We start from the raw sequence: 25,076 nt of genomic DNA on the forward strand, positions 1-25,076 counted from the left end.
ACTAAAAAATATAAATTGACTTATTACAAATTGTACTCATTGGGTACTAGATTCTTATCTAAAGCCACCCTTTTTAAATATGGATTAAACTGGTCACCGATGTACAGAAAAAGTACCGCTAAAATAATCGACGTATCACCTGATTTATTGCATGTAAAAATGAAATTACCTATCAGCTGGAGGAATAAAAACTATATGAACTCCATATTTGGTGGTAGTATATATGCTTCCGTAGATCCGATACCTATGTTTCAATTGATCAATCTTATTGGAGATCATTATGTAGTTTGGGACAAGGCAGCTAACATTAAATTTAAGAAACCCGCTAAAGAAAACTTATACGCAGAATTTCTATACTCAGAAAATGAGCTTGAACAAATCGAAGAACTAGTGAAGCGTGATAACGAAATTGAAATCGTTAAAATGGTGCAAATGACCAACAAAAGCGGTGCTAAAGTATATTGCGAAATAGAAAAAACAATCTATGTTGCAAACAAAGAATTCTATAAGAGGAAAAGAAAAAACCAAGATAGAACATCAATAGAGCCGTGAGCAAAAAACATTCAGCTTTAATAAACTTTATAAAGCGTTGTCACTAGAACTCCTTTCCCTTTTTCTAATCTAGTAGAAAGTAGTTGTTGTACGTCTTTTACCTTAAAATAAAACGGCGCTTCTAATACGTTTAATCCGCTTTGTTTTTTAAGTCTAATACCTTGACCTGAAGTGATATCCTTGTTAGGTATAAAGTCTCCTTCAGGTAAATGCTCGGTTAGCATGACATATTTATAAGCTCTTAACTGATCTAGGATACTTTGAATTTCGGAATTAGATAGGTGTTGTAATACTTGTCTTAGTAAAGCACAGTCTGCTGCAGGTAAACGGTCAACTGCAAGATCTAGGCAATAAAATTTTAAATTTTCTTTTTGGAACATCTTTTTATTGTGTGCTATCACATTGGAAGCCACATCAACACCTATATAGTTCTTTGTATGTTGTACTAATTGTTTGCCTATATTAAAATCCCCACAACCCAAATCGCAAACGGAAATAGGATCTTGAAAAGATGTCAAAAACAAGGCGACTGTATTTATATAAGGGTCTACTATATATGGATGATGTGATCCACTTCCAGAATAATAAGGAGCAGTAGTAGTCGTTCCCCATAATCCCTTCTCATAAATCTGCTCCATAGCAGCCTTAGTAGGCCAAGGTTTCTTAATTCTTTGCTTTTCACTATCCCTATTATTCATACCTCTTTTATAAGATCAAGATAAGCTATAAATCAATGATGCATACCAACAAATCTATATCTTGTCATGGAAAAAAAATCATCCACATGACAACCCATTTAAAAAAAGATAGTATGGAGGGCTAACACAACTGAGGAATCTAAGAAAATAATTGAACCAATAATACACCTCTTTTTATAGCAAAAAAACACCTTTGATAAATATCAATTATCATTTGTACATTTGACAATTAGCACTTTTATGAAAAAGCATTACTTACTAGTAGGATTTACCGTCTCTTTTTTTGGTTTTCAAAATACCATAGCACAAAATAACGATGTAGAAAATGTACTGACTGATATACTATTTATTCTCGATGGATTTAACGATCCTGCCGCAGAAGCTAGCGTCATGCAAACAGGTGCTGGATGGTTTCATACCGCAAAATCCTTAGATAAATTTAAAACAAATATCTCCATAGGAATAAGCGGTTTACCTTTTCCCGCAAACAAAAAGAATTTTACGGTAAGCGATTCAGATTTTATCAATGTAGCTATACGAGATGGAGATCAGGCGTCTATTCCGACGACTCTAGGTGGTCGCGGTCGTACTTTTTTTGATTTTGATATTGATGGGGAAACCTATGAGTTTCAAGCTTTTTCTGGATTAAACACTGATTTCTTTGCTTTTCCATACGTGCAAGGACAGATAGGACTATGGCAAGAAACGGAAATTACCTTAAGAGTTGTTCCTCAAATTACCTTAGGGAAGTCGAGTTATGCCGTCTATGGAGTTGGACTAAAACATAATTTGTCCCAGTATTTCTTCAAAGAAAAACGCAGTTTGGAGATTGCTTTTTATGCTAATTATAACAGGACTGATCTTAATCTTCAATATGACGAGCCGCTAGATCTAGAACCATCAGATGGCGGAGCGCCGCTCGCAATAATCGATGGGTCGCTTATCGATTTTCATTCTATTAATGCTGGCCTTGTAGCGAGTAAGGATTATAAAAAGTGGACTTTTTCTACCGCTCTCAACTATAATACAAGTTGGGTAGATTACAGCCTTACTGGGGAACGCAGTTTGTTCTTTGACCTTTTTAATAACGTGCTTACCACTCTTAGCGAGACCAAACATTCTTTTAAGGTAGATCTAGGAACAGCCTATCAACTCACCCCTAAATGGAATTTGAATACACAGTTAAGTGCAGGACAGTTTGTTAATTTAAACTTAAGTGCCGTTTATAGCATCTATTAATCCTTATTGCGTAATTTTAATAGTAATTCCGTTTTCTCGCTATGCCTGCCGGCAAGCAGTGTACTGAAACCTTATCAACATTTCTGTAAAAGATCCTTACTATTTTAATCCAGACATTATTTAAGCGTATACCCATAAAAAAATCCCCATCATTGCTGATGGGGATTTTCTATTTGCGAGAGGTTGTTAAACCTAAATTATTTTACTTTATTTACTACTGCTGTAAAAGCTTCTGGATGATTCATAGCAAGATCTGCAAGAACTTTACGATTTAACTCGATATTGTTCTTTTTTACAGCTCCCATAAATACAGAGTAACTCATACCGTGCATACGAGAACCAGCGTTGATACGCGTGATCCATAATCTACGAAATGATCTTTTCTTATTTCTTCTATCGCGATAAGAATAAACCATTGCTTTATCTACTGCATTCTTTGCTACTGTCCATACGTTTTTACGACGTCCGAAGTAACCTTTTGCCTGCTTGAGGACTTTTTTTCTACGAGCTCTACGAGCTACGGCATTTACTGATCTAGGCATAATTTTAATTTTTTAACAGCAGGCGATCCATTTCTAGATTCTTTTATTGTGCACTACTATTGGGTTATTTTGTGAATTAATAAACCATCAAGGTTTACAATGTGGTCTTACTTAAGACGTAATTGTAACTTGATATTAGGTACATCTGCTTTGTGCACTACTGTATCGTGAGTCAAAGCTAGTTTACGTTTCTTACTCTTTTTAGTCAGGATATGACTTTTAAAAGCGTGTTTTCTTTTGATCTTTCCAGTACCAGTAAGCTTAAAACGCTTCTTAGCACTAGATTTTGTTTTCATTTTAGGCATAATTTCCTTTTTTTTAATTCTCGCATTCCTTATTTTAAACCTTTCTAATTACTTGATTCCGTTCTGTATAGAAGCTATTAAAAACAGACTCTAAAAACAACAAATCAAAACACCAACTAAGGTTCTTTATTAAGGAGTGCAAAAATAGGTTTTTATTTGGAAACTGTATTATAAATCGACACTTTATTCCTCCTTATTCTTTGGATCATAAGAATTAAAAGCGGCACCTATACTTAAGACTGTGTATGCTTTAACTTACACCGTTTAATTTTAAGAATTAACAGCTATTGCCTAGCTGCAGAGCAGGTTCTTAACTCTTTTCTTTTGACCATAAAAAAGACTGTCTCTTTATAGAGACAGTCTTTTCTATTTATCCTTTAAGTACTTTTTGCTAGACATGATTAATGATGCCTACTTAAAGGCTGCACTTATGGGAGTAACTTACTTTTTCTTAGGAGCGATAAACATATTCATACGTTTACCTTCCATTTTAGGCATTTGTTCTACTTTACCTAACTCTTCTAAATCTTGAGCCAATCTCAACAATAAGATTTCTCCTTGATCTTTATAAATAATGGAACGACCTTTAAAGAACACGTAGGCTTTTAATTTAGACCCTTCTTTAAGGAACTTCTCACCATGCTTTCTTTTGAATTCGTAATCATGGTCATCTGTATTGGGTCCGAAACGGATTTCCTTGATAACAACCTTACTAGCATTTTGCTTGATTACTTTCTCACGCTTTTTTTGTTCATAGACAAATTTCTTATAGTCCATGATTTTTGCCACAGGTGGGTCAGCATTAGGAGAAATCTCAACCAGGTCAAGTTCTTTCTCTTGTGCTTCTTTAAGAGCTTCACGTGTATCCATAACACGAGGTTCTCCATCGCCTACTAGGCGTACTTCTCTGGCACGTATCTTTTCATTGATTGCGTGCTTGTCTTCCTTGATAATTCGAGCCGGACCACGGCTTCTGCGTCTACGTATTGCTATGACTATATAATTTTAATTAAACTTCAAATGTTTTTATAGTTTCAGAGATTTCTTTTTGAACAAGTTCTGCAAAAGCTGCAACACTCATACTTCCCAGATCCTCTCCACCATGTTTTCTTACAGAAATAGTGCCTTCTTTTTCTTCCTGCTCACCTACGATAAGCATATACGGCAATTTGTTCATCTCTGCCTCACGGATTTTTTTACCCATGGTTTCTGCACGGTTGTCAACTGTTGTGCGAATTTCGTTAATTTCTAACAAATTTGCTACTTGTTTAGCATAATTTTCGTATTTCTCACTGAGAGATAAGATAGCACACTGCTCAGGCATCAACCATAGCGGGAAATTCCCACCGGTATGTTCTAATAATATGGCAATAAAACGTTCCATACTACCAAAAGGCGCACGATGTATCATTACTGGTCTATGTGACTCATTATCAGCACCCTTATACAGCAAATCAAAACGTTCTGGTAAATTGTAATCTACCTGTATAGTACCCAATTGCCAGCTTCTACCTAGGGCATCCTTGACCATAAAGTCTAATTTAGGACCATAAAAGGCAGCTTCACCTTCTTCAATCACATAATTGAGACCTTTATCATTTGCAGCGCTAATAATTGCATTTTCTGCAATTTCCCAATTCTTAACATCCCCAATATATTTTTCTGGCTTTTTGGGGTCACGAATACTCACCTGCGCGGTAAAGTTTTCAAATCCTAATGAACCGAAAACATACATGACGAGGTCTATAACTGCTTTAAATTCTTTATCTAATTGTTCTGGCATACAGAAAATATGCGCATCATCCTGAGTAAATCCGCGTACACGTGTCAATCCATGAAGTTCACCACTTTGCTCGTATCTATAAACCGTACCAAATTCTGCAAAACGCTTCGGTAAATCTCTATACGACCACTGTGCACTTTTATAAATTTCACAGTGATGTGGGCAGTTCATCGGCTTCAATAAAAACTCTTCATCATCGTTAGGCGTTTTTATAGGCTGGAAAGAATCTGCTCCGTACTTTTCATAATGACCAGACGTCACATACAATTCCTTAGAACCTATATGTGGAGTCACCACCATTTCATAACCCGCTTTTTTCTGAGCTGCTTTTAGGAAATTCTCTAATCGCTCGCGCAGAGCGGCACCTTTAGGCAACCATAAAGGAAGTCCTTGACCTACTCGTTGAGAAAAAGTAAACAACTGTAATTCTTTACCTAATTTTCTATGATCACGTTTTTTTGCTTCTTCTAGTAATTCCAGGTATTCTTTTAAGTCCTTTTGCTTAGGAAAAGAAGTACCGTACAAACGAGTAAGTTGTGGATTATTTTCATCTCCACGCCAGTAAGCACCGGCTATACTCATTATTTTTACTGCCTTGATAATTCCTGTATTAGGAACATGACCACCGCGACATAAATCTGTAAACGTATCCTGATCACAAAAAGTGATCTCACCATCCGTTAGGTTTTCTATCAGCTCTACTTTAAATGGATTGTTTTGATCCTTATAGAATTTTATCGCATCAGTTTTAGAGACACTGCGCATCGTAAACTCATGTTTTCCCCGTGCTATTTCTAACATGCGAGCCTCTATTTTAGGGATATCAGTCTCAGAAATAGAATGCTCTTTAAAATCTATATCGTAATAGAATCCATTATCAATTGCAGGTCCTATGGTCAGACTTACTCCAGGAAACAATTCCTCTATAGCTTGTGCCATAAGGTGAGAGGTAGAATGCCAGAAAGCCTCTTTCCCTTCAGGATTGCTAAACGTAAAAAGAACCAAGCTACCATCTTCTTTTAGAGGTGTTTTGGTTTCTACTTTTTTACCGTTAAAACTAGCGCTGATCACACTACGGGCAAGTCCGTGTGATATACTCATAGCGACATCCATAGGAGTGGTACCGCTTTCCATTTCTTTGATACTGCCGTCGGGCAAAGTGATTTTAATCATAGCTACAAAATATGAATCGGTAAAGGTAAAACCTTTATATAAAATCACCCTTAATTAATCAAACAGTTTTAGACGTTTTTAAGTAGCTTTTAGATCTTGATAAATTAATGGAACTTCAAATAAGTATTACTTCCACCTTTAGAAGAAACACTAGACGGAAAGCTAGAGCTTTTATATGTTGAAATAGCATGCTATTTCCCCTCTTGTGATCAGGCTTTTAATTCTTTATAACGATAAAGATACCTTCCATTTTGAACAGAAAAATGTTTTGTCATTAATTGATATTTGCGTTCTCCACCTCCTAATGGAGCAGAAATAAAAACTTTAATTTTTAATTTCAGATTTGATATTTTAATCATTCTGGACGCTTTCCACTGAAACAAACAAATAAAAGAAAAAACTTTACAGGATAAATGGCGCGCACTTTGATAATGTCTTTAAAACCTTATTATGAAAAAGCTATTACTTCTTACAGCAGCTGTTCTAATTTTGACCAATTGCGATTCCTGGACGGACTGTATCATCAATAATGGACCACAACTCAATCAGCGTGTTTTTGTCACAGGTTTTTCTAACGTTTATTATGAGGACAGTTTAAATGCTGAAATTAACAATGATCCACAAGATAACAACTACTACTATTATTTTTCAGTACGTGGATTGCCTCGCGGGATGGATTATGAGTCTGAAGGTCGTGAGCTCTTTATTTATGGAACGCCTCAAGAATCTGGTCGTTTTAACTTAGAAGTATACCTCCATGTAGAAGCCGCGATACTTTATTACGATGAAAATGATGGCCCATTTGAAGATGGAGATACCCTTTGTAAGGACAGTACCAGCAGGTTGTATACATTAACCATTCAATAAGGCTTGTGTCAGGTCGCATACTGGTTGGAATTCCGCTTTCGCGAAAGCGGAACAAACACCAAACAACAAGATCTAAAACAACCAATCGTTAAGAAAAACACACTTATACACTTAAACTCTTGTAATAGCTTACCTTTGCAGCTTAATTGAATACATGACATTTAAAGAATTAGGGTTAGTAGAACCCATCTTGCGAGCTTTGCAAGACCAAGGATATGAACGTCCTACACCTATACAAGCACAAGCCATTCCAGTACTATTAGAAGGAAAAGATTTATTAGGCTGTGCACAGACTGGAACCGGTAAAACTGCCGCATTTTCCATTCCCATCGTTCAAGATTTATACAACCGCCAGCCGCCAAAAGGCAAAAGGCGTATCAAAACATTAGTGGTTACTCCTACCAGAGAACTGGCCATTCAAATAGGGGAGAATTTTTCAGCCTACGCAAAATACACCGATATTAAGAATACGGTCATCTTTGGTGGAGTGAAGCAAACTTCTCAAGTGTATGCGTTGCATCAAGGAATAGATGTACTAGTTGCTACTCCAGGAAGATTACTGGATTTAATCAATCAACGTTACATCTCTCTTGATCATGTCGAGCATTTTGTGCTAGATGAGGCAGACCAGATGCTAGACATGGGTTTTATCCACGATATCAAGAAGCTGTTAAAGCTTTTACCTCAAAAAAGACAGTCGCTATTTTTTAGTGCTACCATGCCCAGCGCCATCGTAAAACTCTCTAACGAGATTTTAGGAAATCCCGCTAGAGTAACTATAGAGCCCGAAAAAACAACTGCAGAAAAAGTAGAACAGCGCATTTACCACGTTAATAAAATGAACAAGACCAAGCTCTTGATCGATTTATTAAGTAATGAGTTGAATGATGCTACCTTAGTTTTTTCTAGAACTAAGCATGGAGCAAACAAGATTGTTAAAGATCTAGATAAAGCTGGTATTAAAAGCGCCGCTATTCATGGGAATAAATCTCAGGCTGCGCGACAAAGAGCTTTGCAGCAATTTAAAGATGGAGATCTTCACGCACTTATAGCAACAGATATTGCTGCTCGTGGTATTGATATTGATGAATTGAACTATGTAGTCAACTATGATTTACCTAACGTGCCAGAATCTTATGTACACCGAATAGGAAGGACAGGTAGAGCTGGAGCAAGCGGTCTTGCCGTTTCTTTTTGTATGTTAGAAGAACGTCCTTTCTTAAAAGACATCGAGAAGTTGATCAGAACAAGTATTCCTGTTGTGGAAGTGCACGAGTTTGAATTCAAGATGGAAGATGCGGCAGAGCCAAGTTTGAAAAAACAAGGTGGTGGAGGTCGTTCTCAAGGAAGAAGCAATAAACCTAAAAGTGGTGGTGGTAACAGTTCTTCCAGAAGTAGTGGAGGGAATCGCAACAATAACCGCAATCGCAGTAGGTAGTCTTGCTCTTAAACAGGATCAAAAATAATGTATACACATCTAAAAGCCTTTTATCTATGGATAAAAGGCTTTTTTTATATATAAAATCAGCAGATCAGTACTTTATCCTTAGTAAACTTGCTAAACTTTTTAATTTTAACGTAACTTTAAGAAGTGAGAAAACAGTATCTTCTCCAATTATTCATTTAACACTTATAAATGACGACAAGACTGACCAGTTGTATAGCTCTTTTATTTATTTGTTTTAATATTCTTTTTTTGCCAGCACAAGATGCAAAATTAGGAAATAAGCCTCCTATTTCTAAAAAGCAGCTGGAATTAGATAGTTTACTAAAGGTAGTAAGGAGCCATTACTACGATAAAGATTATAAAAACGCTATTGAAAAAGGGAATTTACTTCTTCACTTGTCTGAAGAGATCGGTTCTTCCAAAAATGAAATTGCAGCTTCGAGCTTAATTGGTAATTCTCTATTACAACGCGGAGATACGATAGCCTCTCAGAAGATTTTTGAGAAATCTCTTTTAAAAGCACAAAAAGCTAACGATCTAGAAAAAATTATTATCGCATCAATTGACTTGGGTAATGTTTATGCTATTAGTAAACAATATGAAAAAGCAATTAAAAATTATACAAAAGTATTACCGCTAGCGGAGCAATTTAACCAACCTGTTTATTTATTTCTTTTAAATTATAATGTAGGAGAATCTTATTTGGAGCTGAATTTACCAAATCAGGCAGCTGCTTTCATTTCAAATACTAATACCTATGTAAGCGACTTAGCTACTGCCTATAAAGCAAGTCAAAAATCTCTTTCAGGAAAACTTTCTTATGCTGTAGGTGACTATAAAAAAGCTACAGAGGACTTTGATCAAGGCATTGATTATGCCAAAGAATCAGATTTTACGGAAATTTTACTTGAAATATACGAGTATTACGCTTTAACTGAAGAGAGAAAAGGTGATTATAAGAAAGCAAATGAATTATTAAAGCAATACAACAGTCTGAATGAAGAAAAATACAAGCTGGATAATATAGCAGCTGTGGAAAATGCGGTGGCTAAGTTTAATGTAGAACAAATGGAGCAAGAGCTTATAACTACGCAATATGAAAATGAAATAACAAGAGAACGAGCAACAAGGAATACCATCTTAATATCCGGTGCTATCGCATTAGTGTTTTTGAGTATTCTCACACTTTTTCTCTTTCGAAATCAACACAAACGAAAAAAGCTTCTGATAGATTTAAAAAACAACAACTATTTACTGGCTGTAGCTAAAGAAAAGAGTGATCGATTAAGAATGTCTAAAGATGCTTTATTCTCTAGAATTAGTCATGAATTACGAACGCCTATGTATGGAATCATAGGGATTTCTAATCTGATGGTAAGTGATAAAAAGGAAGCGGTCAATTCTGATAACATAAGATCTTTAAAATACAGTGCAGACTACCTACTTTCATTGATCAATAATGTTCTAGAAATGAACAAAATAAACAGGGTGAAAGACGATCTTTTGAAAAAAGATATTATTAATATCCGGCAAGTCTGTAATTATGCTATGGATTCTGCTCGCTATATTTCGCAAAATAACGGTAATGCAAACCAACTTTGCATAGATGAAGCTATACCAGAAAAAGTGGTGGGAGACTCTTCTAGATTATCTCAAGTACTTATCAACCTTTTAAGTAATGCAGGCAAATTTACAGAAGACGGAAAAATCACACTTGAAGTGACGCTTAAATCACTAAGTGATTTGGAGTGCTGTATCTTATTTATGGTAAAAGATAATGGAATAGGAATCGCCAAAGATAGGCAAGTAGCTATTTTTGAAGAGGCAGCATTTATAGAACATCATCACGAAAATGAAGGTACCGGTTTAGGATTACCCATTTCCAGGAGCATTATCGAATTGCATAATTCCAAACTTGACCTGATAAGTGATCTTGGCAAAGGAACAGAAGTAAGATTTGTATTCTGCTATGAGCTAGCAAAAGAAAAATCTATAGAAGAAAATATTTTACAAATAACTGGGAACCTTAGCTTATTAGAAGGAAAGAAAATACTGGTAGTTGAAGACAACAAAATAAATCAGGTAGTCACTCGTAAAATGCTGGAAAATTTAAAAATTGAAGTAGATACCGCCTACGATGCCATAGAAGCGATAAAGAAAGCACAAACAGTAAGTTACGATCTTATTTTAATGGATATTAACATGCCACCCGGCATAGATGGTTTTGAAGCAGCAAAGAAGATCAGGGAATTTGATCAAATTACTCCTATCATAGCGCTCACTGCAGCAGAACAACGAGAAGTTAAAGAGCGTATAAAAGATAGCGCTATGAATGATTATATTATTAAACCATTTAAAATGGAATACTTTCAGCACAGTTTATTAAAACTCATAAAGTAGATGCTCGTTATTCAAATGTCAAATTTTCCCTAAAGGATAAGAAAGATCACTTTTAAACTTCTATTCACAAATTTAAAAATTACTGATGAGACAGCTAATTATCAATGGTAGTTCATAACAACCCACTTTGAAGTAGTTCTATCATAAACCAACTGTATCATTTCATATTGACTACATCGCAAACGTATATTATTTTGAATTTGATTTTCTGTGCTTGAATTGGCATTTAAAGCCAATAATACTAAGTCGCCTTCTGTAGGGTATAACCATATTTGAGTTCCATCTGGCGCCGATTTGATTCCCGAAATAGTTATTTGATTACGACCACTTGAACCTGGACTAGGGTGCACTAACCTAATAATAGATTTACCGTGATTTGGCTCTCCAGGTAAAATAACGATGTCTAAATCATCAATCCTGCCATTCCCAGGAATAATAAGCGATGGTAGGTCACCAAATTGTAATCTTTGTTTCTTTGCGACTACCTTATTATCCTCAAGCTCGACGTCTTCCCCCATAGCTACGGGAACCATTCTTCCAGCAGCATCCACACCTACTAGTCTAACAGCACTTCTTGTTGTGTGATCGGTATTCAAAGATCTCACAATAAGACTTCCATTGACATCGAGCTCTGCTTGAGGATCAGCAGTATTGATTCCCACCTGAGCAAAAGCAAAAGAACTAAATAACAAAGCCAAAGGTATCGTAGTAATTTTCATGCGTTTAAAGTTTACTTGAATTTAAACGAAATATGTTTGACAAAAAGTAAACATTTCAATTTTATACTCAATTATACAAAAAAAAGGTCATTCGTCGATTATTTTTTTATTAATGATTTGAAATATAACCTTATAGCATACTAATAAGCAATTTAAATCGAAGAAACATAATATCTGTATCAATTTAACCATCAGCAATTTAAATAAATGTGGTGTAGAATTAAATGATATAATTGCTACTTCTCTTTTTACGCTTTACCAAATGGTAAAACCAAAATAAGGACAATTCTCTAGTCTTGAAGAAAACTAACATTATTAGTTTATGAGCACAATAATACTCAAAAAGAAGGTTTTGGCTTTTAAGGTGATGACCTCAATTGGATTATTAAACATTATGATCATCAAAAAATCTGTTTAAGAAAAAGCCCTTTTGATGATTTAATGATGACCCTGTTATTTGCCTTGATTTCATTCTCTTAATAAAATAACAATTTGTTTATCAGGACGATCAACTACAATTTCTAAGTCGTTTTCAACAACTGTAATAGCTTCTTCTTGAGTTGATCTTAAAAGCATCTCCCGTAAAAAAAATGGCTATAGGTTTTATTTAAGGTGATTTTTTTAGTTGTTGCAAATGCTACTTTTCTAAGCTTTTTTCAAAAAAACTATTCAAAAAAAGTAGCATCTGCTTCACTACTACCTTTCTAAAGCCCTGATTTAAATAATACTGGCACAAACCTACATTAGAATAATTGCCTTCCAGTCTTCATATAGAGGTGTTGTTTTTTAGCGCTTCTTCAGTGAACAATTAAATAGTATAACGACCTAATTGAAATCCCTTATATTATAGGTGAATCACAAAAGAATAAATGTAATAAGCAGCAGTATCTTGCTTTCCCCAACACAACAAATCTTCTGTACATAATCGGTACATTCCTATGATTTGTGTAGGAAAGGTGATGAAAAATAATTTGCCATTATGGAAACCATATCTCGCCCATTCTTGTCATTCTTTAGTTGGAATCAGCCAGTAAGCCCATTAGTCCATAACGCGAGACGGCAGATTTTCAGCAGCAATTTTAAGCAATTGGAGTATTTCTAAGAATTCTTTTTTACCCGTTTTCCAGATGTTTATTTCTTGCCGCTTTTCTTTTATAAATGGTTGCCGTGTTTTTAAGTCTTAGCGCTTTGATCGTTCATAAATGTATAGCACTTATATAACTTGTTATTATAAACAATCAAAACATTCCAGTTTAACTTTAATCTTCCAAAACCTAATCGCTTCTAGGAATTTTAGTTTTCTAAACTTTTTAAGTTGTGCTGTATTTGATTTATGTTACATGAAGATCATCACCATCATTCAAGAAACCCCTTTTGAATTTACCTGTTTACTTTCATTGATATGTGGATACGTTTTCTGTTTTTCTATACACTGTCTTCCCTAAAAGGAATACCTCCCAAAAGTATGTTGACATTTTCAAATGGCTTTAAACAAGTAGTCTTTAACCTGTTGTTCACTTTGTTCCTATTAATGACCATCTTTCTTTCTTTTATTTTTTATCAACTGCAACAAAGCGGAATTTGATTTGCGATTGTTTTATTTGCTTCTCCCTTGAAAAACAAATAGTTTAGTGAAAAATAATTAAACCTTCTTTTTATGAAAAGATATGTTCAACTTATAATTTGTGTTTTACTGATCCTTTTCTTTTTCAATATGGAAGGGATTGTAAAAAGCACCACGAGTCTTTCTGGGTTTGAAGATTATAAAAGCTCCCTTTTAGCACCTCAAAAACAAAACTTTTTAATTATTTGTTTTGCTTGGCTACTTATTATTTTCTTGAGAAAGTTAAAAAGAATATTTTTAAATCGCTTTGATATTTCAGCAGAAGACAACCTTAAAGCTAGAAAAATATACACGCAAATCAACCTGCTCGAAAAGATCATCATTTTTGTCATTGCTCTGCTTGCTATTGGTTTTATATTGATCTCCTTTGATAGCATTAAAAAAATCGGATATGGAATTTTTGCATCAGCAGGTTTAGCTGGTATTTTCATTGGTTTATCAGCTCAAAAAGTAGTGGGTGCATTGCTAGCGGGGATACAAATAGCGTTTACGCAACCATTCCGTATAGAAGATGCTGTATTTGTAGAAAACGAATGGGGTTGGATTGAAGAAATCAATTTGACCTATGTGGTGATTCGTCTTTGGGATAAAAGAAGACTGGTTTTGCCTTCCACTTACTTTTTAGAAAAGCCTTTTCAAAACTGGACCAGAACTTCTGCCGATATTGTCGGTACTGTCTTCTTACATACCGATTATCGTGTTTCTTTTGAGGAGCTCAGAAAAGAATTAACTAGAATATTAGAAAACACCACTCTTTGGGACAAACAAGTAAATGTATTACAGGTGACTGATGCTAAGGAAAGATCAGTAGAAATACGAATTTTAGTAAGCGCAAAAAACTCCCCCACTACATGGGACTTGCGGGTTCATGTTCGTGAAAAAATGATTGAATTTATACAGAAAAATTACCCAGAAAGTTTACCGAGAACGCGTATTCATTTAGATGATAGTACTGTTAAGGAAGGCTAGTTTGTTCTATTGCATATAACAACCTAGTCCTTTCTTTTCTCTTCTATGCCTAGCCTATAGCCTGTAAAACTTAAGCACAATAAAAAACAAGACCCTTTGGTATGTACCAAAAACACCTGTGCTTACTAACCTACCTCAGCTGCTCGCCCGGTTGGATGAAAATATCTTAAATAACTTTGGAAAATACGCCATTCCAATAGGTCAAAAGTTTTTACATAAGAATTCTGAAAAGACAAATGTAAAGTCATCTTCCTCTATTTTATATAGTACTCGTTCTGCAGTGATTTAAATAGGTTTCCCTTGATCTATAAATTGTTTATAGTGCTCAAAGCGCAGAAAGATATCTCTTACATAATGATACGGCTCTGCTCCTCTAACAAAACCATATCTGACCACATCGTCCAAATAGTATTTCTTGTCTGCCAATTTCAACATGTACTCTTCCACATTTTGGTCCCAAACATTCGGATTTTTACCATTTTTTTCTGTAAGTCGCATCGCATCAAAAACGTGGCCTGCACCGCAATTAAAGGCAGCTAAAGTAAATTTCATCTTTTGGACAGGATCGTCTACATCATCAAACTTATCACGCATTTTATCCAAATACTTGACACCTCCACGAATATTTTGTTCTGGGTTAAAACTATTGGTAACGCCAACTTCTTTTGCCGTATCTGGCATCAATTGTATGAGTCCTCCGGCACCAGCCCAAGACTCTGCTTTAGGGTCAAACCTTGATTCTTGATAAACTTGGGAACAAAGGAAGCGCCAGTCCCATCCTATGATCGCTGCATTTTTTTTAATAATAGCGTCATATTTACTAATCTTATTCCCATTTTTACTGTAAAAATCACTTTGTATCCTACCTCTATAGGATTTGGTGTTTTTAAAGTATTTATTGTAAATAACATAATAATCATCTTTCCTCTTCTCCTTGGCAATCCATTTGTTTATCGCTTGAAGTAATTCAGGCGAATTCTGCCGAACTGCCCATGCGATGCGTTGAGAAAACGAAATTCTAGTATCTATATGAAGTATCGGATAATAGGTTTTATTAATAGATGCTATATTGTAATCGGCAACTGTTCTGTCAATTTCACCGTTCACCACCATTCTAATAATTTCATCTGTAGGTATATTTCCTTCAATATGCTCTATCGGAATTTCAGCGCCTATCTCTTCCTGCAGATTCTTAAGCCTTTCAGAATAGGAGGTGTTTTCTCTCACCCATACGGTATCATTAATCAATTCTAACGTGTTAGAAATGACCTCCTTTTCAATTTTATAACCTGGCAACGAACGCCAATTATCTGGCATCCTCTGAACTAAAGCTTGGTGTGTTACGTAATGATTTTCTGTAAAGCTTACTAAGTTTTGTCTAGGCTCGGTTATCGTTAACCCATAAGCAATTAAATCACCATCGCCATTGTTCAGCATATCAAACAGATCATTAATATCTTTGGCTACCGTAATTTTTAATTCCAAGCCTAAGTCTTCGGCTAAGCGAGATAACAACTCGTACTCAAAACCCATTGGCCGCCCTTTATACAAAAAATAACTGGTAGAACTATATATGGTTATGGCGTGCAGTACACCATCTTCTTTTATGGCATCTAAATCTTTACTTATCTTGTACGGTATTGGATCTTTATCTGCCTCTTTTGATCTTTTATCACCTTGAGAACAACTCGAAAGAACAATGACAATAGCGATAAAAAAAGCCTTTATTTTTACATTCATAGCCAAAAAATACAAAGAAATGAGGGTGCTATGCAAGAATTAATCAAAAACATTAACAACTTGACCATTTAAGAACAAGTAGAATCACTTCAAAAAGCGGTCTTTTTTCTCCTCTTGCAGTGAGCAAAAATTATCTGATACTAAGATTGTTTTTTTATTTAAAGCTGGTCTGTTTCCATCTCCAACATCAATCTTTAAGAAGACAAGACCTTTATGATACTTCAAATGAACCCCTCAGTAATTTCAATAAGTAGTTTATAGGCTGTCCTAGAATGAATAGTTCAAAATACTTTAGAAAATTTGAATCTGCAAACTCCTTTATCCATCTGCCCTTTTTAAATAGTAATCAGTTACAAACGTAAGTAAACGTAAATAAACGGTTAACATACGGTTGTAGCTTTGATACTGTCACATCTTTGCACTGTCATCAAAAACAAATGATGGCAATAACATTTTTTTTAACCCATACAAACTAATTTATTATGAGCAATCTAAGCAACAGAGTACAGTTAATCGGACACCTAGGACAGGATCCAGAAATCGTAAATTTAAACAATGACAAGAAACTAGTAAAGTTTTCACTTGCCACCTCAGACCGTTATACCAACAAGCTAGGTGAGAAAGTAACAGACACGCAATGGCATCGCATCGTAGCCTTTAATGCTACGGCAAACATCATTTCTGAGTATGTCAAGAAAGGAAATAAAATAGGCGTAGAAGGGAAACTAGTCACCAGACAATGGGAAGATAAAGAGGGTGAGAAGCAATACACCACAGAAGTTGTTTGTGATCAAGTATTGCTGCTAGGCGGCAAGGCTTAGTGAAGTTTTGGAAATTTGTGTAAGCAAATTGTCTAGCATATCATTAAACGAGTCACAACATATAAACTCAAAAGCTTATCTATTTTTAAAGAATTTAGAAATAGATAAGCTTTTTATATGAGGTTTATTTTAAGGCCTATTTTGCTAGATAGTGGTCTAAGCAATTAAAAGGAATCTTATGAAACCATCCTAATGATAGAAAGAATGAATTAAGTAACTAATAATTCACTAAGATCTCTTGGATCTTTTCCTGACATTCTATGGCATTCTCGTCATCCTTGTCATTAATGTATTGAATCATACAGTCATAAAATTGTTTGCTCGATTCATTTGAAGTCAAAGCTCTTATCCACTCCAATTCACTTCTATAAAGACTATCAGAAACCTTTGAAGATAAAATCACTTTGTAATAAGCAAAATTTGATGTGTTCAAATATTTAGAATCTATTTGTTTCATTAAATCATAAGCCTTCTCATAATTACCCAAAGAAGATGCATAAAAAGCTTCTTCTCGATACTGATTTGCGATCTCTGCTTTAATATTAGCACGACTATCTGCTTCCGTAATATCAATAAATTCTTTAATGGTCTGAGCTAAACTAAAACCTTTCTGAACACTATACATATTCGCTACTTTTAAATCTCCTACCCTATCTTTTCTCACATATAACACCATATAATTGATCAGGTTTTCTGATTCTTTTGTGGTAACCAAATAATTTAGTCGGTAAACCTCATTATTCATATGAACGTCAAATAGTAAAAACTCTAGACCAGCTAACTTTGCTTCTTCCACATAGGTTTCCATATTTTGTATATATAGACTATTAAATATGCTATATAAATACTGTCTTTCCATTTTTGGTCTTTGCTTAAAATCGCTACCTAACCTTCTAGCAAACAGTGCAGGACTAAACAAACCTCTTAAACTATCAGAAGAATAAGAATTCAGGCTATTCTCTATCGCTAAAGCAAGATCTTCCGCTTCAAATAGTTCTAAATCAATTTCTGCTTTCTTTATTTCTTTGCAACTCACTAAAGAAAAGACCGTAAAAACTATAACTAAAAAAACTTTGGAAATTGCGAATTGAGAAATACTCGGGAAATGATTTTTATGCATAGGTATTTTAAAAGACATGTTTGTTTTCGGTTGTTCACTTCAAACAAAACTTAATAATCTTCCATTTATATGAATTCTAAGTTCAAGTAATAAGTGCGACACTAATATTTAAAACTCTTGGGGCAAGCCCCATGAGTTTTAGGATCAATTATTATATTAGTCTTGCATGAATACAAACAATTAACCAGAAACCAAAGATATCAAATACAAACATTATTAAAAGCAGAAATTGGTAAAATAGAAATTGCTGATATTATAGGAGTCTATCCAACAATTATTTACAGAGAGCTGGACAGAAACAGTGCCAAGCGTGGAAGAACAGCCGGTAACTATGTTGCTAAAAACGCACAGAGACCTGCGGTCTCCCGTCATAAATGCAAGCCCAAACAGGTACTTTTGACAGAAGTGATGAAAGAGCGCATTGCTGGATTGCTTTGCTTTGAGAAATGGAGTCCCGTGCTCATCAGCAAACGTTTAGAACTGGAAGGTGAGATATGCGTGAGCCACGAAACTATATATCAGTGGATCTGGGATGTCAAGAAAAGTAAGAAGAAAGCAAAATTAAAGTACTCCAAACTTTATAAGAGCCTCAGGCATGGCAGCCGAAGGCAGAAGAGAGGGAATACCAATAATAAAAGAGGAGCCATAAAAGGCCGTGTGGGAATTGAAGAGCGTCCTGATGTTGTAGACCATCGAGAACGCGTTGGAGACATTGAGGTTGACCCGATGATGGGAAGTGGACACAAATTAGCTCTATTGGTAATGACAGATAGAACCACCTTGGTAACGATCTTGGAAAAACTCAAAGGAAAGGAAGCACAAGAGGTATATGAAAAAATGGAAGAAAGACTTACCAACTTCAGTTCGTCCTGGATAAAGACAATTACCTTTGGTAACGGAAAAGAGTTTGCAAAGCATCAAAAGAAAGGTGAGCTTTTAAATGCCAAAACTTATTTTACAAGGCCCTATACGTTACAGGACAAAGGAACAGTAGAAAACAGAATAGTGTAATAAGGAGATTCATTCCGAAGAAAACAGACCTGAGAAAAGTCCCGAATAAAGAAATAAAAGAAGTTGAAAGATTACTAAATTAACGACCTATTAGAACTCTAAAGAATAAATGTGCCGCACTTATGGGTTGAACTCAGTAATTATTTATAGTACCAAAACTTCAAATAAAAAAAACAGGTAACTATCACATTATAGCTACCTGTTTTTTTTACTCTCCTTCAGCTTAACAATTAAAAAATTATTTTGCCTAGAACTTTATCTTAAAAGGCTATTACATACCTCTTACAAAGTCACTGTACAGGTCATTGAATTGATAACCTTCTGTAAATCGTTTTTTACTGAGCTTATCAAATTCTACTAAAGACCAAAGAATAAATTCTTTCATAAAATTACGATCTTCCTTACTTGTCTCTGGTTGGTATTTCTGTACCAAATCTTCCAAGGGCTCTATCTGATCGATCAACACTTGATAATCACTGTCGTTCAACTCATCTAATAATTCTAAGCCTTCGTTGTTGAAAAACCACTCGATCAATTTATCGTACGGGGTATCTTCATTTTCCTTTACCAGTTTCTTAATCTCTGGAAAGTACAGCGGAAACAATGTTTTAGTCGCTGCTCCTATCAACTCGTTTGCCACAAAAGCAGCACCTTCTTGCTCTCCTTCATAAACCAACTCTATCTTCCCTGTAATAGAAGGAATAACTCCGGTAAAATCAGAAAAGCGTATGCTAGTTTTATCGTCTCCATTCATTAAGGAGCGACGTTCTGCTGTGCTTAATAAGTTTTCAAAAGCTGTGATACTCATACGAGCACTCACTCCACTTTTTTCATCTACGTACTCACTATCTCTTGCACAAAAACTAATTTGTTCTAATAAATCTTTAGCTAGTTCTGGCACATAAACCGCCTCTGCAGTACGCAAGTCATTCTTAGCTTCTTGTTGAGTAATCGTTTTGGCGATCTCAATATTCTCAGGATAGTGCGTCAAAATCTGAGATCCTATTCTATCTTTTAATGGTGTTACAATACTACCACGGTTGGTATAATCTTCTGGATTTGCTGTGAAGACAAATTGCATATCTAAGGATAAACGCAATTTGAATCCGCGTATTTGAATATCACCTTCTTGAAGGATATTAAAAAGCGCTACCTGTATACGAGCTTGTAAATCTGGTAGTTCATTAATAACAAAAATACATCGGTTAGCACGGGGAATCATCCCGTAATGAATCACGCGATCATCAGCATAGCTCAATTTTAAGTTGGCTGCTTTTATAGGATCTATATCTCCAATTAAATCTGCTACCGTCACATCTGGGGTAGCTAATTTTTCATAAAAACGATCGTCTCTATGCAACCAAGAAATAGGGGTGTCATCTCCGTGTTCTTCCATCAACTGCTTTGCTGTTCTTGAAAGAGGCTGCAAAGGATCATCATGAATCTCACTTTGTGTTACGTACGGGATATATTCATCTAGCAATCCCGTCATAAGTCTTGCCAATCGTGTCTTTGCTTGACCTCGCAATCCTAATAAATTGATATTGTGACGTGATAAAATCGCTCGTTCCAGTTCTGGAATGACCGTGTTTTCATACCCGTGAATTCCTTTAAAAGAGTCCACATCATTTTTAATGTTGTGAATCAGGTTATCTCTTAATTCTTCTTTTATCGATTTAGACTTCCATCCCGCTTTTTTGAGTTGGCCTAATGTGTTTATCTTATTGTGATCCATAATTGTTCTTCCTAAAGGCCCACAAATTACAACCCATGTCCTACTCTAGCAATCATTAAAGAGATATTTAACAAAAGTGTTTCCTGATAAGTGTTCTTAATTGCTTTACGCATTTTTTTAAATCTCGCTTTCGCGAAAGCGGAACACTTTTAAAAGTAGTTCTTTAACAAGTTAGCATTAGATTTGATAGTTCTATCGTTAGAAGCCCTTGAGACGGTTCTAACTTTTTCCACTCAAAGGAGGTCTTGGCATTTGGGCAAGCTCTTTGTGATCCTACCTGTTGATAAGCTGTTATCGCTTCCATGTCCATTTCGATTTCTGTTTCCATTTCAATTTCCACATTAACTTCCTTTTCGACTTCAGCTAACTGATGTACTTCCAGAGTCCTTTTTTATTCTGCAGAAAAGTCATGACTCGTTTTACCCCAACATGTTCTGGCTTTTCAATTTTAGCATCTTTAGCGAGTAATTTCTGAGCAGCTTCTCTAGCTAGGGCTAAAATTTGGTTGTCCTTAACGATATCGGCAAGACGTAAATCCATCACCCCACTTTGTCGTGTTCCCATCAAATCTCCTGGGCCTCGCAATTTTAAATCTACCTCAGCAATTTGAAATCCGTCTGTAGTGGCCACCATGGTTTGTAGTCTGGTTTTAGAATCACTACTCAACTTATGACCCGTCATAAGAATACAATAACTCTGGTCTGCTCCACGTCCTACTCTACCACGTAATTGGTGCAATTGAGAAAGTCCAAAACGCTCGGCACTTTCAATTATCATCACACTGGCATTAGGCACATTTACTCCTACTTCTATAACGGTGGTTGCCACCATGATTTGTGTTTCCCCTTTTACAAAGCGATTCATCTCGTAGTCTTTATCTTCTGACTTCATACGACCGTGAACAATACTCACTTTATATTTAGGCAAAGGAAATTCCCTAACGATGCTCTCATAACCATCTTGAAGGTCTTTATAATCTAGCGTTTCTGATTCCTCAATCAGCGGGTACACCATATATATTTGTCGCCCAAGAGCTATTTCATCTCTGATAAAAGCAAAAACAGCCAATCTATTCTTATCAAAACGATGCACCGTTTTGATTTCTTTACGACCAGGCGGTAATTCGTCAATGACCGATATATCTAGATCTCCATATAAACTCATGGCCAGCGTTCTAGGAATAGGTGTTGCCGTCATTACGAGAACGTGTGGCGGCAGGTCATTTTTCTTCCATAATTTGGCTCTTTGTGCCACGCCAAAACGGTGTTGTTCATCTACAATTGCAACTCCTATATTTTTAAACTTTACTTTATCTTCTATCAGCGCATGCGTTCCTATCAAGATATCTAATGATCCATCTTCTAAAGCTTCATGAATCACCCGACGGTTCTTGGTTTTTACAGATCCTGTAAGAATGGACACTGTAATTCCTGTTCCTTCCAGTAATTCTGAAACGCCGCTGTAATGTTGCTGAGCAAGGATTTCTGTAGGTGCCATAATACAGGCTTGGAAACCATTATCAAGAGCTAGTAAGGCGGTGAGCAAGGCAACAATGGTTTTTCCTGAGCCTACATCTCCTTGAAGCAATCGATTCATATGAGCGCCAGTTGCCATGTCAGCACGTATTTCTTTTACTACTCTTTTCTGAGCACCTGTAAGTTCAAAAGGCAAGTGATTCTTATAAAAATTAGTGAATTTATCGCCTACATGATCAAAGACATATCCTTTAATTTTGGTTTTTCTAATCCTATTTTGAAGAAGTAATTCCATCTGAATAAAGAAAAGTTCTTCAAACTTTAATCGATAAATAGAGGCGCGTAACATCTCTGGTGTAGATGGAAAGTGAGCATTGAGCATGGCTTCATTTTTACCCACCAGCTTGTAATGCGCTCGCATATCATCTGGTAAAGTTTCTACAAAAGCGCCGTTGATCTCGCTAAAGAGTTTGCGCATGCATTTTACAATGTAGGTATTGGTAATTTTGCGTTTAGCGAGCATTTCTGTACTCGGATAGACTGGTGTCATAGCACTCTGCTTGCGTGACTTATGATCTGCTAGTAATTCTAAATCTGGATGTGCAATATTGTATTGAGAACCATAACGAGCTACTTTACCAAAAGCTACATAAGGTTCATTGATCTTTAAACTATCTTTAAAATGTTTCTGACTACGGAACCATACCAGCTCCATTCTTCCTGTCTCGTCAGCAAAAGTGGCTACCAGACGTTCTGCTTTTCCTGCTCCTGCGGTTTTTATGTTTAGGATTTTACCTAAAATCTGCACTTGAGCACTATCGGGAACCAATTCATTGATCTTATAATACTTCGTTTTATCAATATATCTATTTGGAAAAAGGTTTGCCAGATCACCATAGGTATGGATGTGCAACTCACTGCGCAACAACTTAGCTCTTTCTGGACCGATGCCAGCGAGGTAATCTATAGGAGTAGAAAGAAAGTTAAGTGGCAATTGCTAATTATTTCTAGTGCGTATTCAAAGGTAAAGGAGTTAGACGAAATGTCAAATTAAATAATTGCAGGAATGTATCAAGAGTAACACTCACATAAACTCATTTGATTACTCCACCCATATTCATTTAAAAATCGGTCATAAAAACAAAAAAAGATACCAGTCTGAGCGATAGTCGAAGACGTTTAACTATGAAAAGAGGTCTTGCGACGTAAAAAGCTTTCGACGTAGCCTGTGCTGAATTTAGTTCAGTGCTCCACCATACCTTTTATGAATAAAAAAATCAAAAATCAATAAGATTAAGTTTCAAATTTTGAGTCATTTAATTTCTCTGTTTTTATCCGCGTCGTCTTTCTAGAAGAATCATCATCATAAGACCTAACATGACACGTTCTTTATCGTCTTCATCGATATCAGCCACTTTAGTCAATTCAAATTCTTTGCCAAAGAAAGAAGGCATCTTTTTAAGCTTCACTACGATCTGACCAGCTTTATTAGTTACATGATAAGTAGGGTTAAAGAGATAGCCAGTGAATACGCCTATAACAGGTATTCCTCCTATCAGAGAGTCTGCTACGCGTACCCAAGCATTGGCTTCTTGTACTTTGTATTGCGGCTGGTTGTTTTTATCTACGATATCATACTCTGCCTTCCACATACTGCGCCAGCCTTTACGAGCAATCTTTCCTATTTCCGTATTATTTTTGTCAAACATGGCGTACGCAGCACTAAAATCCAGCCACTTGTTTGCAGCAATAGTAAATAAAATCTGTGTTTTACTCTCATCGCTATAAACCGTAATGGCCTCTTTAAGCTTAAACATTTTTTGCTTTACATAGGCAATCGTCTGTCCTGAAGCATTCTTTGCAGTAAAATCATTACTCAGGGTAGTAATTTTAAAAGAAAATGTAATGGGGTATTGTAGGTTATTCATATAATGTTAGTTGAGTTTGTAATGTAAGTAAAACTTAAATAAAATGCTTAACCAGTGATGTGATAACCACCATCTACATGTCTTATTTCACCTGTTATTCTACTTTCTGGTCTGAAGAGATGACAAATTTCATATGCCAGATCCATAGGCACTGCATTTCCTAAAGGGCTCATTCTATTTGACGTAGCTACATCTTCTATTTTTAAAGTGGCATTACCAGCTTTACTACCCATATATGGAGAAAACCGAATAGCGTTTACACGTATAGCATGTTTACGACCTAGTTCATCTGCCAGCTCTACGGTAATGCGCTCCAAAGCAGCTTTTGCAATACTTATATTTCTATAAGGATGAAAGGTTACTTTTGCCGCAGCTATATAACTTAAAGAACAAATGGAGGCACCATCTTGCAAAACACCATGCTTTAACAAATAATGACTTACTCGTATTAAAGAATAGGCACTCACGTTCATGGTATCACAAAACTCCTCTTTTGTAACCTCAATAAGTGGCTTTACTTCTTTATTGCGTATGGTTTTATCCATAGCTATGGCATGTAGGAAACCGTCCAACTTGATGCCTTTTTCAGCTAAGTCTTTTGCAAAGTGTTCTATGTTTTCGTCAATAGTGACGTCTAAAATTTCTACCGTAGCATCGCCTAAAAAATCATGAACAGAACGTTTAAAATCTTCAAAATTCAGATTTAGAAAAGCTTTTGCTTTATCTGATAAGTTATTATGAAATCGGCTTACACCTAGACCGGTACAAACCACTTTACCACCGTTTTTTATAATTTCTCTTGCAGCATACATGGCAAGTGAATGCTCATCTGCAATACCGGTAATTAAAAAAGTTTTATTTGTAAACATTTATTTATGTTATTAGTTTCTATATCAAAAGAATTTATGCTGGTTGAGCTCAGGGCGAA

Annotated in this window: 21 protein-coding genes; 8 read left to right on the forward strand and 13 right to left on the reverse strand. The window is 35.6% G+C overall.

From position 1 onward, the window contains the following. Nucleotides 1–39: 39 nt before the first annotated feature. Nucleotides 40–552, forward strand: coding sequence for a DUF4442 domain-containing protein (locus F0365_RS16010; protein ID WP_240961746.1), 513 nt, complete (start codon nt 40–42; stop codon nt 550–552). 17 nt (nt 553–569) lie between these two features. Here F0365_RS16010 and F0365_RS16015 read toward each other — a convergent pair whose 3' ends face one another. Then, nucleotides 570–1,250, reverse strand: coding sequence for a class I SAM-dependent methyltransferase (locus F0365_RS16015; protein WP_169934625.1), 681 nt, complete (start codon nt 1,248–1,250; stop codon nt 570–572). Nucleotides 1,251–1,490: 240 nt separating this feature from the next. Here F0365_RS16015 and F0365_RS16020 point away from each other — a divergent pair, with 240 nt between their 5' ends. Next, the gene (locus F0365_RS16020; RefSeq protein WP_169934626.1) at nt 1,491–2,489 is read left to right on the forward strand and encodes a DUF6588 family protein; all 999 of its coding nucleotides are present in this window, start codon (nt 1,491–1,493) and stop codon (nt 2,487–2,489) included. Between the two features lie 197 nt (nt 2,490–2,686). Here the strand turns inward: F0365_RS16020 and rplT are convergent, their stop codons facing one another. From rplT to F0365_RS16045, 5 genes are all read right to left on the reverse strand, one after another. Further along, nucleotides 2,687–3,031, reverse strand: coding sequence for a 50S ribosomal protein L20 (rplT, locus tag F0365_RS16025; protein ID WP_169934627.1), 345 nt, complete (start codon nt 3,029–3,031; stop codon nt 2,687–2,689). Between the two features lie 107 nt (nt 3,032–3,138). Further along, a complete protein-coding gene (gene rpmI / locus F0365_RS16030) occupies nt 3,139–3,336 on the reverse strand; it encodes a 50S ribosomal protein L35 (protein WP_169934628.1) in 198 nt (65 codons plus the stop codon). 441 nt (nt 3,337–3,777) lie between these two features. After that, a complete protein-coding gene (infC, locus tag F0365_RS16035) occupies nt 3,778–4,290 on the reverse strand; it encodes a translation initiation factor IF-3 (protein ID WP_262889046.1) in 513 nt (170 codons plus the stop codon). Nucleotides 4,291–4,345: 55 nt separating this feature from the next. Continuing rightward, on the reverse strand, nt 4,346–6,292 hold the full coding sequence (gene thrS / locus F0365_RS16040; protein WP_169934629.1) for a threonine--tRNA ligase: 1,947 nt from the start codon (nt 6,290–6,292) through the stop codon (nt 4,346–4,348). A gap of 209 nt (nt 6,293–6,501) precedes the next feature. Next, nucleotides 6,502–6,651, reverse strand: coding sequence for a hypothetical protein (locus F0365_RS16045; RefSeq protein ID WP_169934630.1), 150 nt, complete (start codon nt 6,649–6,651; stop codon nt 6,502–6,504). Between the two features lie 91 nt (nt 6,652–6,742). Here F0365_RS16045 and F0365_RS16050 point away from each other — a divergent pair, with 91 nt between their 5' ends. The 3 genes from F0365_RS16050 (at nt 6,743) to F0365_RS16060 (ending at nt 11,006) form a co-directional block, all read left to right on the forward strand. Further along, a complete protein-coding gene (locus F0365_RS16050; protein WP_169934631.1) occupies nt 6,743–7,159 on the forward strand; it encodes a hypothetical protein in 417 nt (138 codons plus the stop codon). A 154-nt stretch (nt 7,160–7,313) separates the two neighbouring features. Beyond that, nucleotides 7,314–8,597 (forward strand): DEAD/DEAH box helicase, encoded by a 1,284-nt coding sequence (locus F0365_RS16055; RefSeq protein ID WP_169934632.1) that lies wholly within the window; start codon nt 7,314–7,316, stop codon nt 8,595–8,597. 258 nt (nt 8,598–8,855) lie between these two features. Beyond that, entirely contained in the window at nt 8,856–11,006 is a 2,151-nt protein-coding gene (locus F0365_RS16060) for a response regulator (RefSeq protein ID WP_169934633.1), read from the forward strand. Between the two features lie 101 nt (nt 11,007–11,107). Here F0365_RS16060 and F0365_RS16065 read toward each other — a convergent pair whose 3' ends face one another. Continuing rightward, complete coding sequence (locus F0365_RS16065; protein WP_169934634.1) at nt 11,108–11,725, reverse strand: hypothetical protein; 618 nt, start codon at nt 11,723–11,725, stop codon at nt 11,108–11,110. Nucleotides 11,726–13,382: 1,657 nt separating this feature from the next. Here F0365_RS16065 and F0365_RS16070 point away from each other — a divergent pair. After that, on the forward strand, nt 13,383–14,318 hold the full coding sequence (locus F0365_RS16070) for a mechanosensitive ion channel family protein (protein ID WP_169934635.1): 936 nt from the start codon (nt 13,383–13,385) through the stop codon (nt 14,316–14,318). Between the two features lie 285 nt (nt 14,319–14,603). On the opposite strand, the gene F0365_RS16075 is transcribed toward F0365_RS16070, so the two are convergent. Beyond that, on the reverse strand, nt 14,604–16,058 hold the full coding sequence (locus tag F0365_RS16075) for a transporter substrate-binding domain-containing protein (protein ID WP_169934636.1): 1,455 nt from the start codon (nt 16,056–16,058) through the stop codon (nt 14,604–14,606). Between the two features lie 482 nt (nt 16,059–16,540). On the opposite strand from F0365_RS16075, the gene F0365_RS16080 reads away from it, so the two are divergent. After that, entirely contained in the window at nt 16,541–16,879 is a 339-nt protein-coding gene (locus F0365_RS16080; RefSeq protein WP_169934637.1) for a single-stranded DNA-binding protein, read from the forward strand. A gap of 217 nt (nt 16,880–17,096) precedes the next feature. On the opposite strand, the gene F0365_RS16085 is transcribed toward F0365_RS16080, so the two are convergent. Continuing rightward, nucleotides 17,097–18,017: a hypothetical protein gene (locus tag F0365_RS16085; protein ID WP_169934638.1), complete on the reverse strand. Its 921-nt coding sequence runs from the start codon at nt 18,015–18,017 to the stop codon at nt 17,097–17,099. 144 nt (nt 18,018–18,161) lie between these two features. Here F0365_RS16085 and F0365_RS16090 point away from each other — a divergent pair, with 144 nt between their 5' ends. Continuing rightward, nucleotides 18,162–19,010: an IS30 family transposase gene (locus tag F0365_RS16090; protein ID WP_169934639.1), complete on the forward strand. Its 849-nt coding sequence runs from the start codon at nt 18,162–18,164 to the stop codon at nt 19,008–19,010. Nucleotides 19,011–19,281: 271 nt separating this feature from the next. Here the strand turns inward: F0365_RS16090 and F0365_RS16095 are convergent, their stop codons facing one another. The 4 genes from F0365_RS16095 to F0365_RS16110 form a co-directional block, all read right to left on the reverse strand. Continuing rightward, nucleotides 19,282–20,745 carry a magnesium chelatase gene (locus F0365_RS16095; RefSeq protein ID WP_169934640.1) on the reverse strand — a complete coding sequence of 488 codons (1,464 nt, stop codon included), beginning with the start codon at nt 20,743–20,745 and terminating at the stop codon, nt 19,282–19,284. 363 nt (nt 20,746–21,108) lie between these two features. After that, nucleotides 21,109–23,214: an ATP-dependent DNA helicase RecG gene (recG, locus tag F0365_RS16100; RefSeq protein ID WP_169934641.1), complete on the reverse strand. Its 2,106-nt coding sequence runs from the start codon at nt 23,212–23,214 to the stop codon at nt 21,109–21,111. 337 nt (nt 23,215–23,551) lie between these two features. After that, the gene (locus tag F0365_RS16105; protein ID WP_169934642.1) at nt 23,552–24,148 is read right to left on the reverse strand and encodes a hypothetical protein; all 597 of its coding nucleotides are present in this window, start codon (nt 24,146–24,148) and stop codon (nt 23,552–23,554) included. Nucleotides 24,149–24,195: 47 nt separating this feature from the next. Then, nucleotides 24,196–25,017 (reverse strand): SDR family oxidoreductase, encoded by an 822-nt coding sequence (locus F0365_RS16110; protein ID WP_169934643.1) that lies wholly within the window; start codon nt 25,015–25,017, stop codon nt 24,196–24,198. Nucleotides 25,018–25,076: the final 59 nt, after the last annotated feature.

Source organism: Nonlabens sp. Ci31 (assembly GCF_012974865.1).
Lineage (GTDB): Bacteria > Bacteroidota > Bacteroidia > Flavobacteriales > Flavobacteriaceae > Nonlabens.

What these genes read in the sequence shown, in the direction of transcription:
- F0365_RS16015 (WP_169934625.1), bottom strand. Translation starts at nt 1,250, where the DNA reads ATGAATAATAGGGATAGTGAAAAGCAAAGAATTAAGAAACCTTGGCCT.
- F0365_RS16020 (WP_169934626.1), top strand. Translation starts at nt 1,491, where the DNA reads ATGAAAAAGCATTACTTACTAGTAGGATTTACCGTCTCTTTTTTTGGT.
- rplT (WP_169934627.1), bottom strand. Translation starts at nt 3,031, where the DNA reads ATGCCTAGATCAGTAAATGCCGTAGCTCGTAGAGCTCGTAGAAAAAAA.
- rpmI (WP_169934628.1), bottom strand. Translation starts at nt 3,336, where the DNA reads ATGCCTAAAATGAAAACAAAATCTAGTGCTAAGAAGCGTTTTAAGCTT.
- thrS (WP_169934629.1), bottom strand. Translation starts at nt 6,292, where the DNA reads ATGATTAAAATCACTTTGCCCGACGGCAGTATCAAAGAAATGGAAAGC.
- F0365_RS16045 (WP_169934630.1), bottom strand. Translation starts at nt 6,651, where the DNA reads ATGATTAAAATATCAAATCTGAAATTAAAAATTAAAGTTTTTATTTCT.
- F0365_RS16050 (WP_169934631.1), top strand. Translation starts at nt 6,743, where the DNA reads ATGAAAAAGCTATTACTTCTTACAGCAGCTGTTCTAATTTTGACCAAT.
- F0365_RS16055 (WP_169934632.1), top strand. Translation starts at nt 7,314, where the DNA reads ATGACATTTAAAGAATTAGGGTTAGTAGAACCCATCTTGCGAGCTTTG.
- F0365_RS16065 (WP_169934634.1), bottom strand. Translation starts at nt 11,725, where the DNA reads ATGAAAATTACTACGATACCTTTGGCTTTGTTATTTAGTTCTTTTGCT.
- F0365_RS16070 (WP_169934635.1), top strand. Translation starts at nt 13,383, where the DNA reads ATGAAAAGATATGTTCAACTTATAATTTGTGTTTTACTGATCCTTTTC.
- F0365_RS16075 (WP_169934636.1), bottom strand. Translation starts at nt 16,058, where the DNA reads ATGAATGTAAAAATAAAGGCTTTTTTTATCGCTATTGTCATTGTTCTT.
- F0365_RS16080 (WP_169934637.1), top strand. Translation starts at nt 16,541, where the DNA reads ATGAGCAATCTAAGCAACAGAGTACAGTTAATCGGACACCTAGGACAG.
- F0365_RS16085 (WP_169934638.1), bottom strand. Translation starts at nt 18,017, where the DNA reads ATGTCTTTTAAAATACCTATGCATAAAAATCATTTCCCGAGTATTTCT.
- F0365_RS16095 (WP_169934640.1), bottom strand. Translation starts at nt 20,745, where the DNA reads ATGGATCACAATAAGATAAACACATTAGGCCAACTCAAAAAAGCGGGA.
- F0365_RS16105 (WP_169934642.1), bottom strand. Translation starts at nt 24,148, where the DNA reads ATGAATAACCTACAATACCCCATTACATTTTCTTTTAAAATTACTACC.
- F0365_RS16110 (WP_169934643.1), bottom strand. Translation starts at nt 25,017, where the DNA reads ATGTTTACAAATAAAACTTTTTTAATTACCGGTATTGCAGATGAGCAT.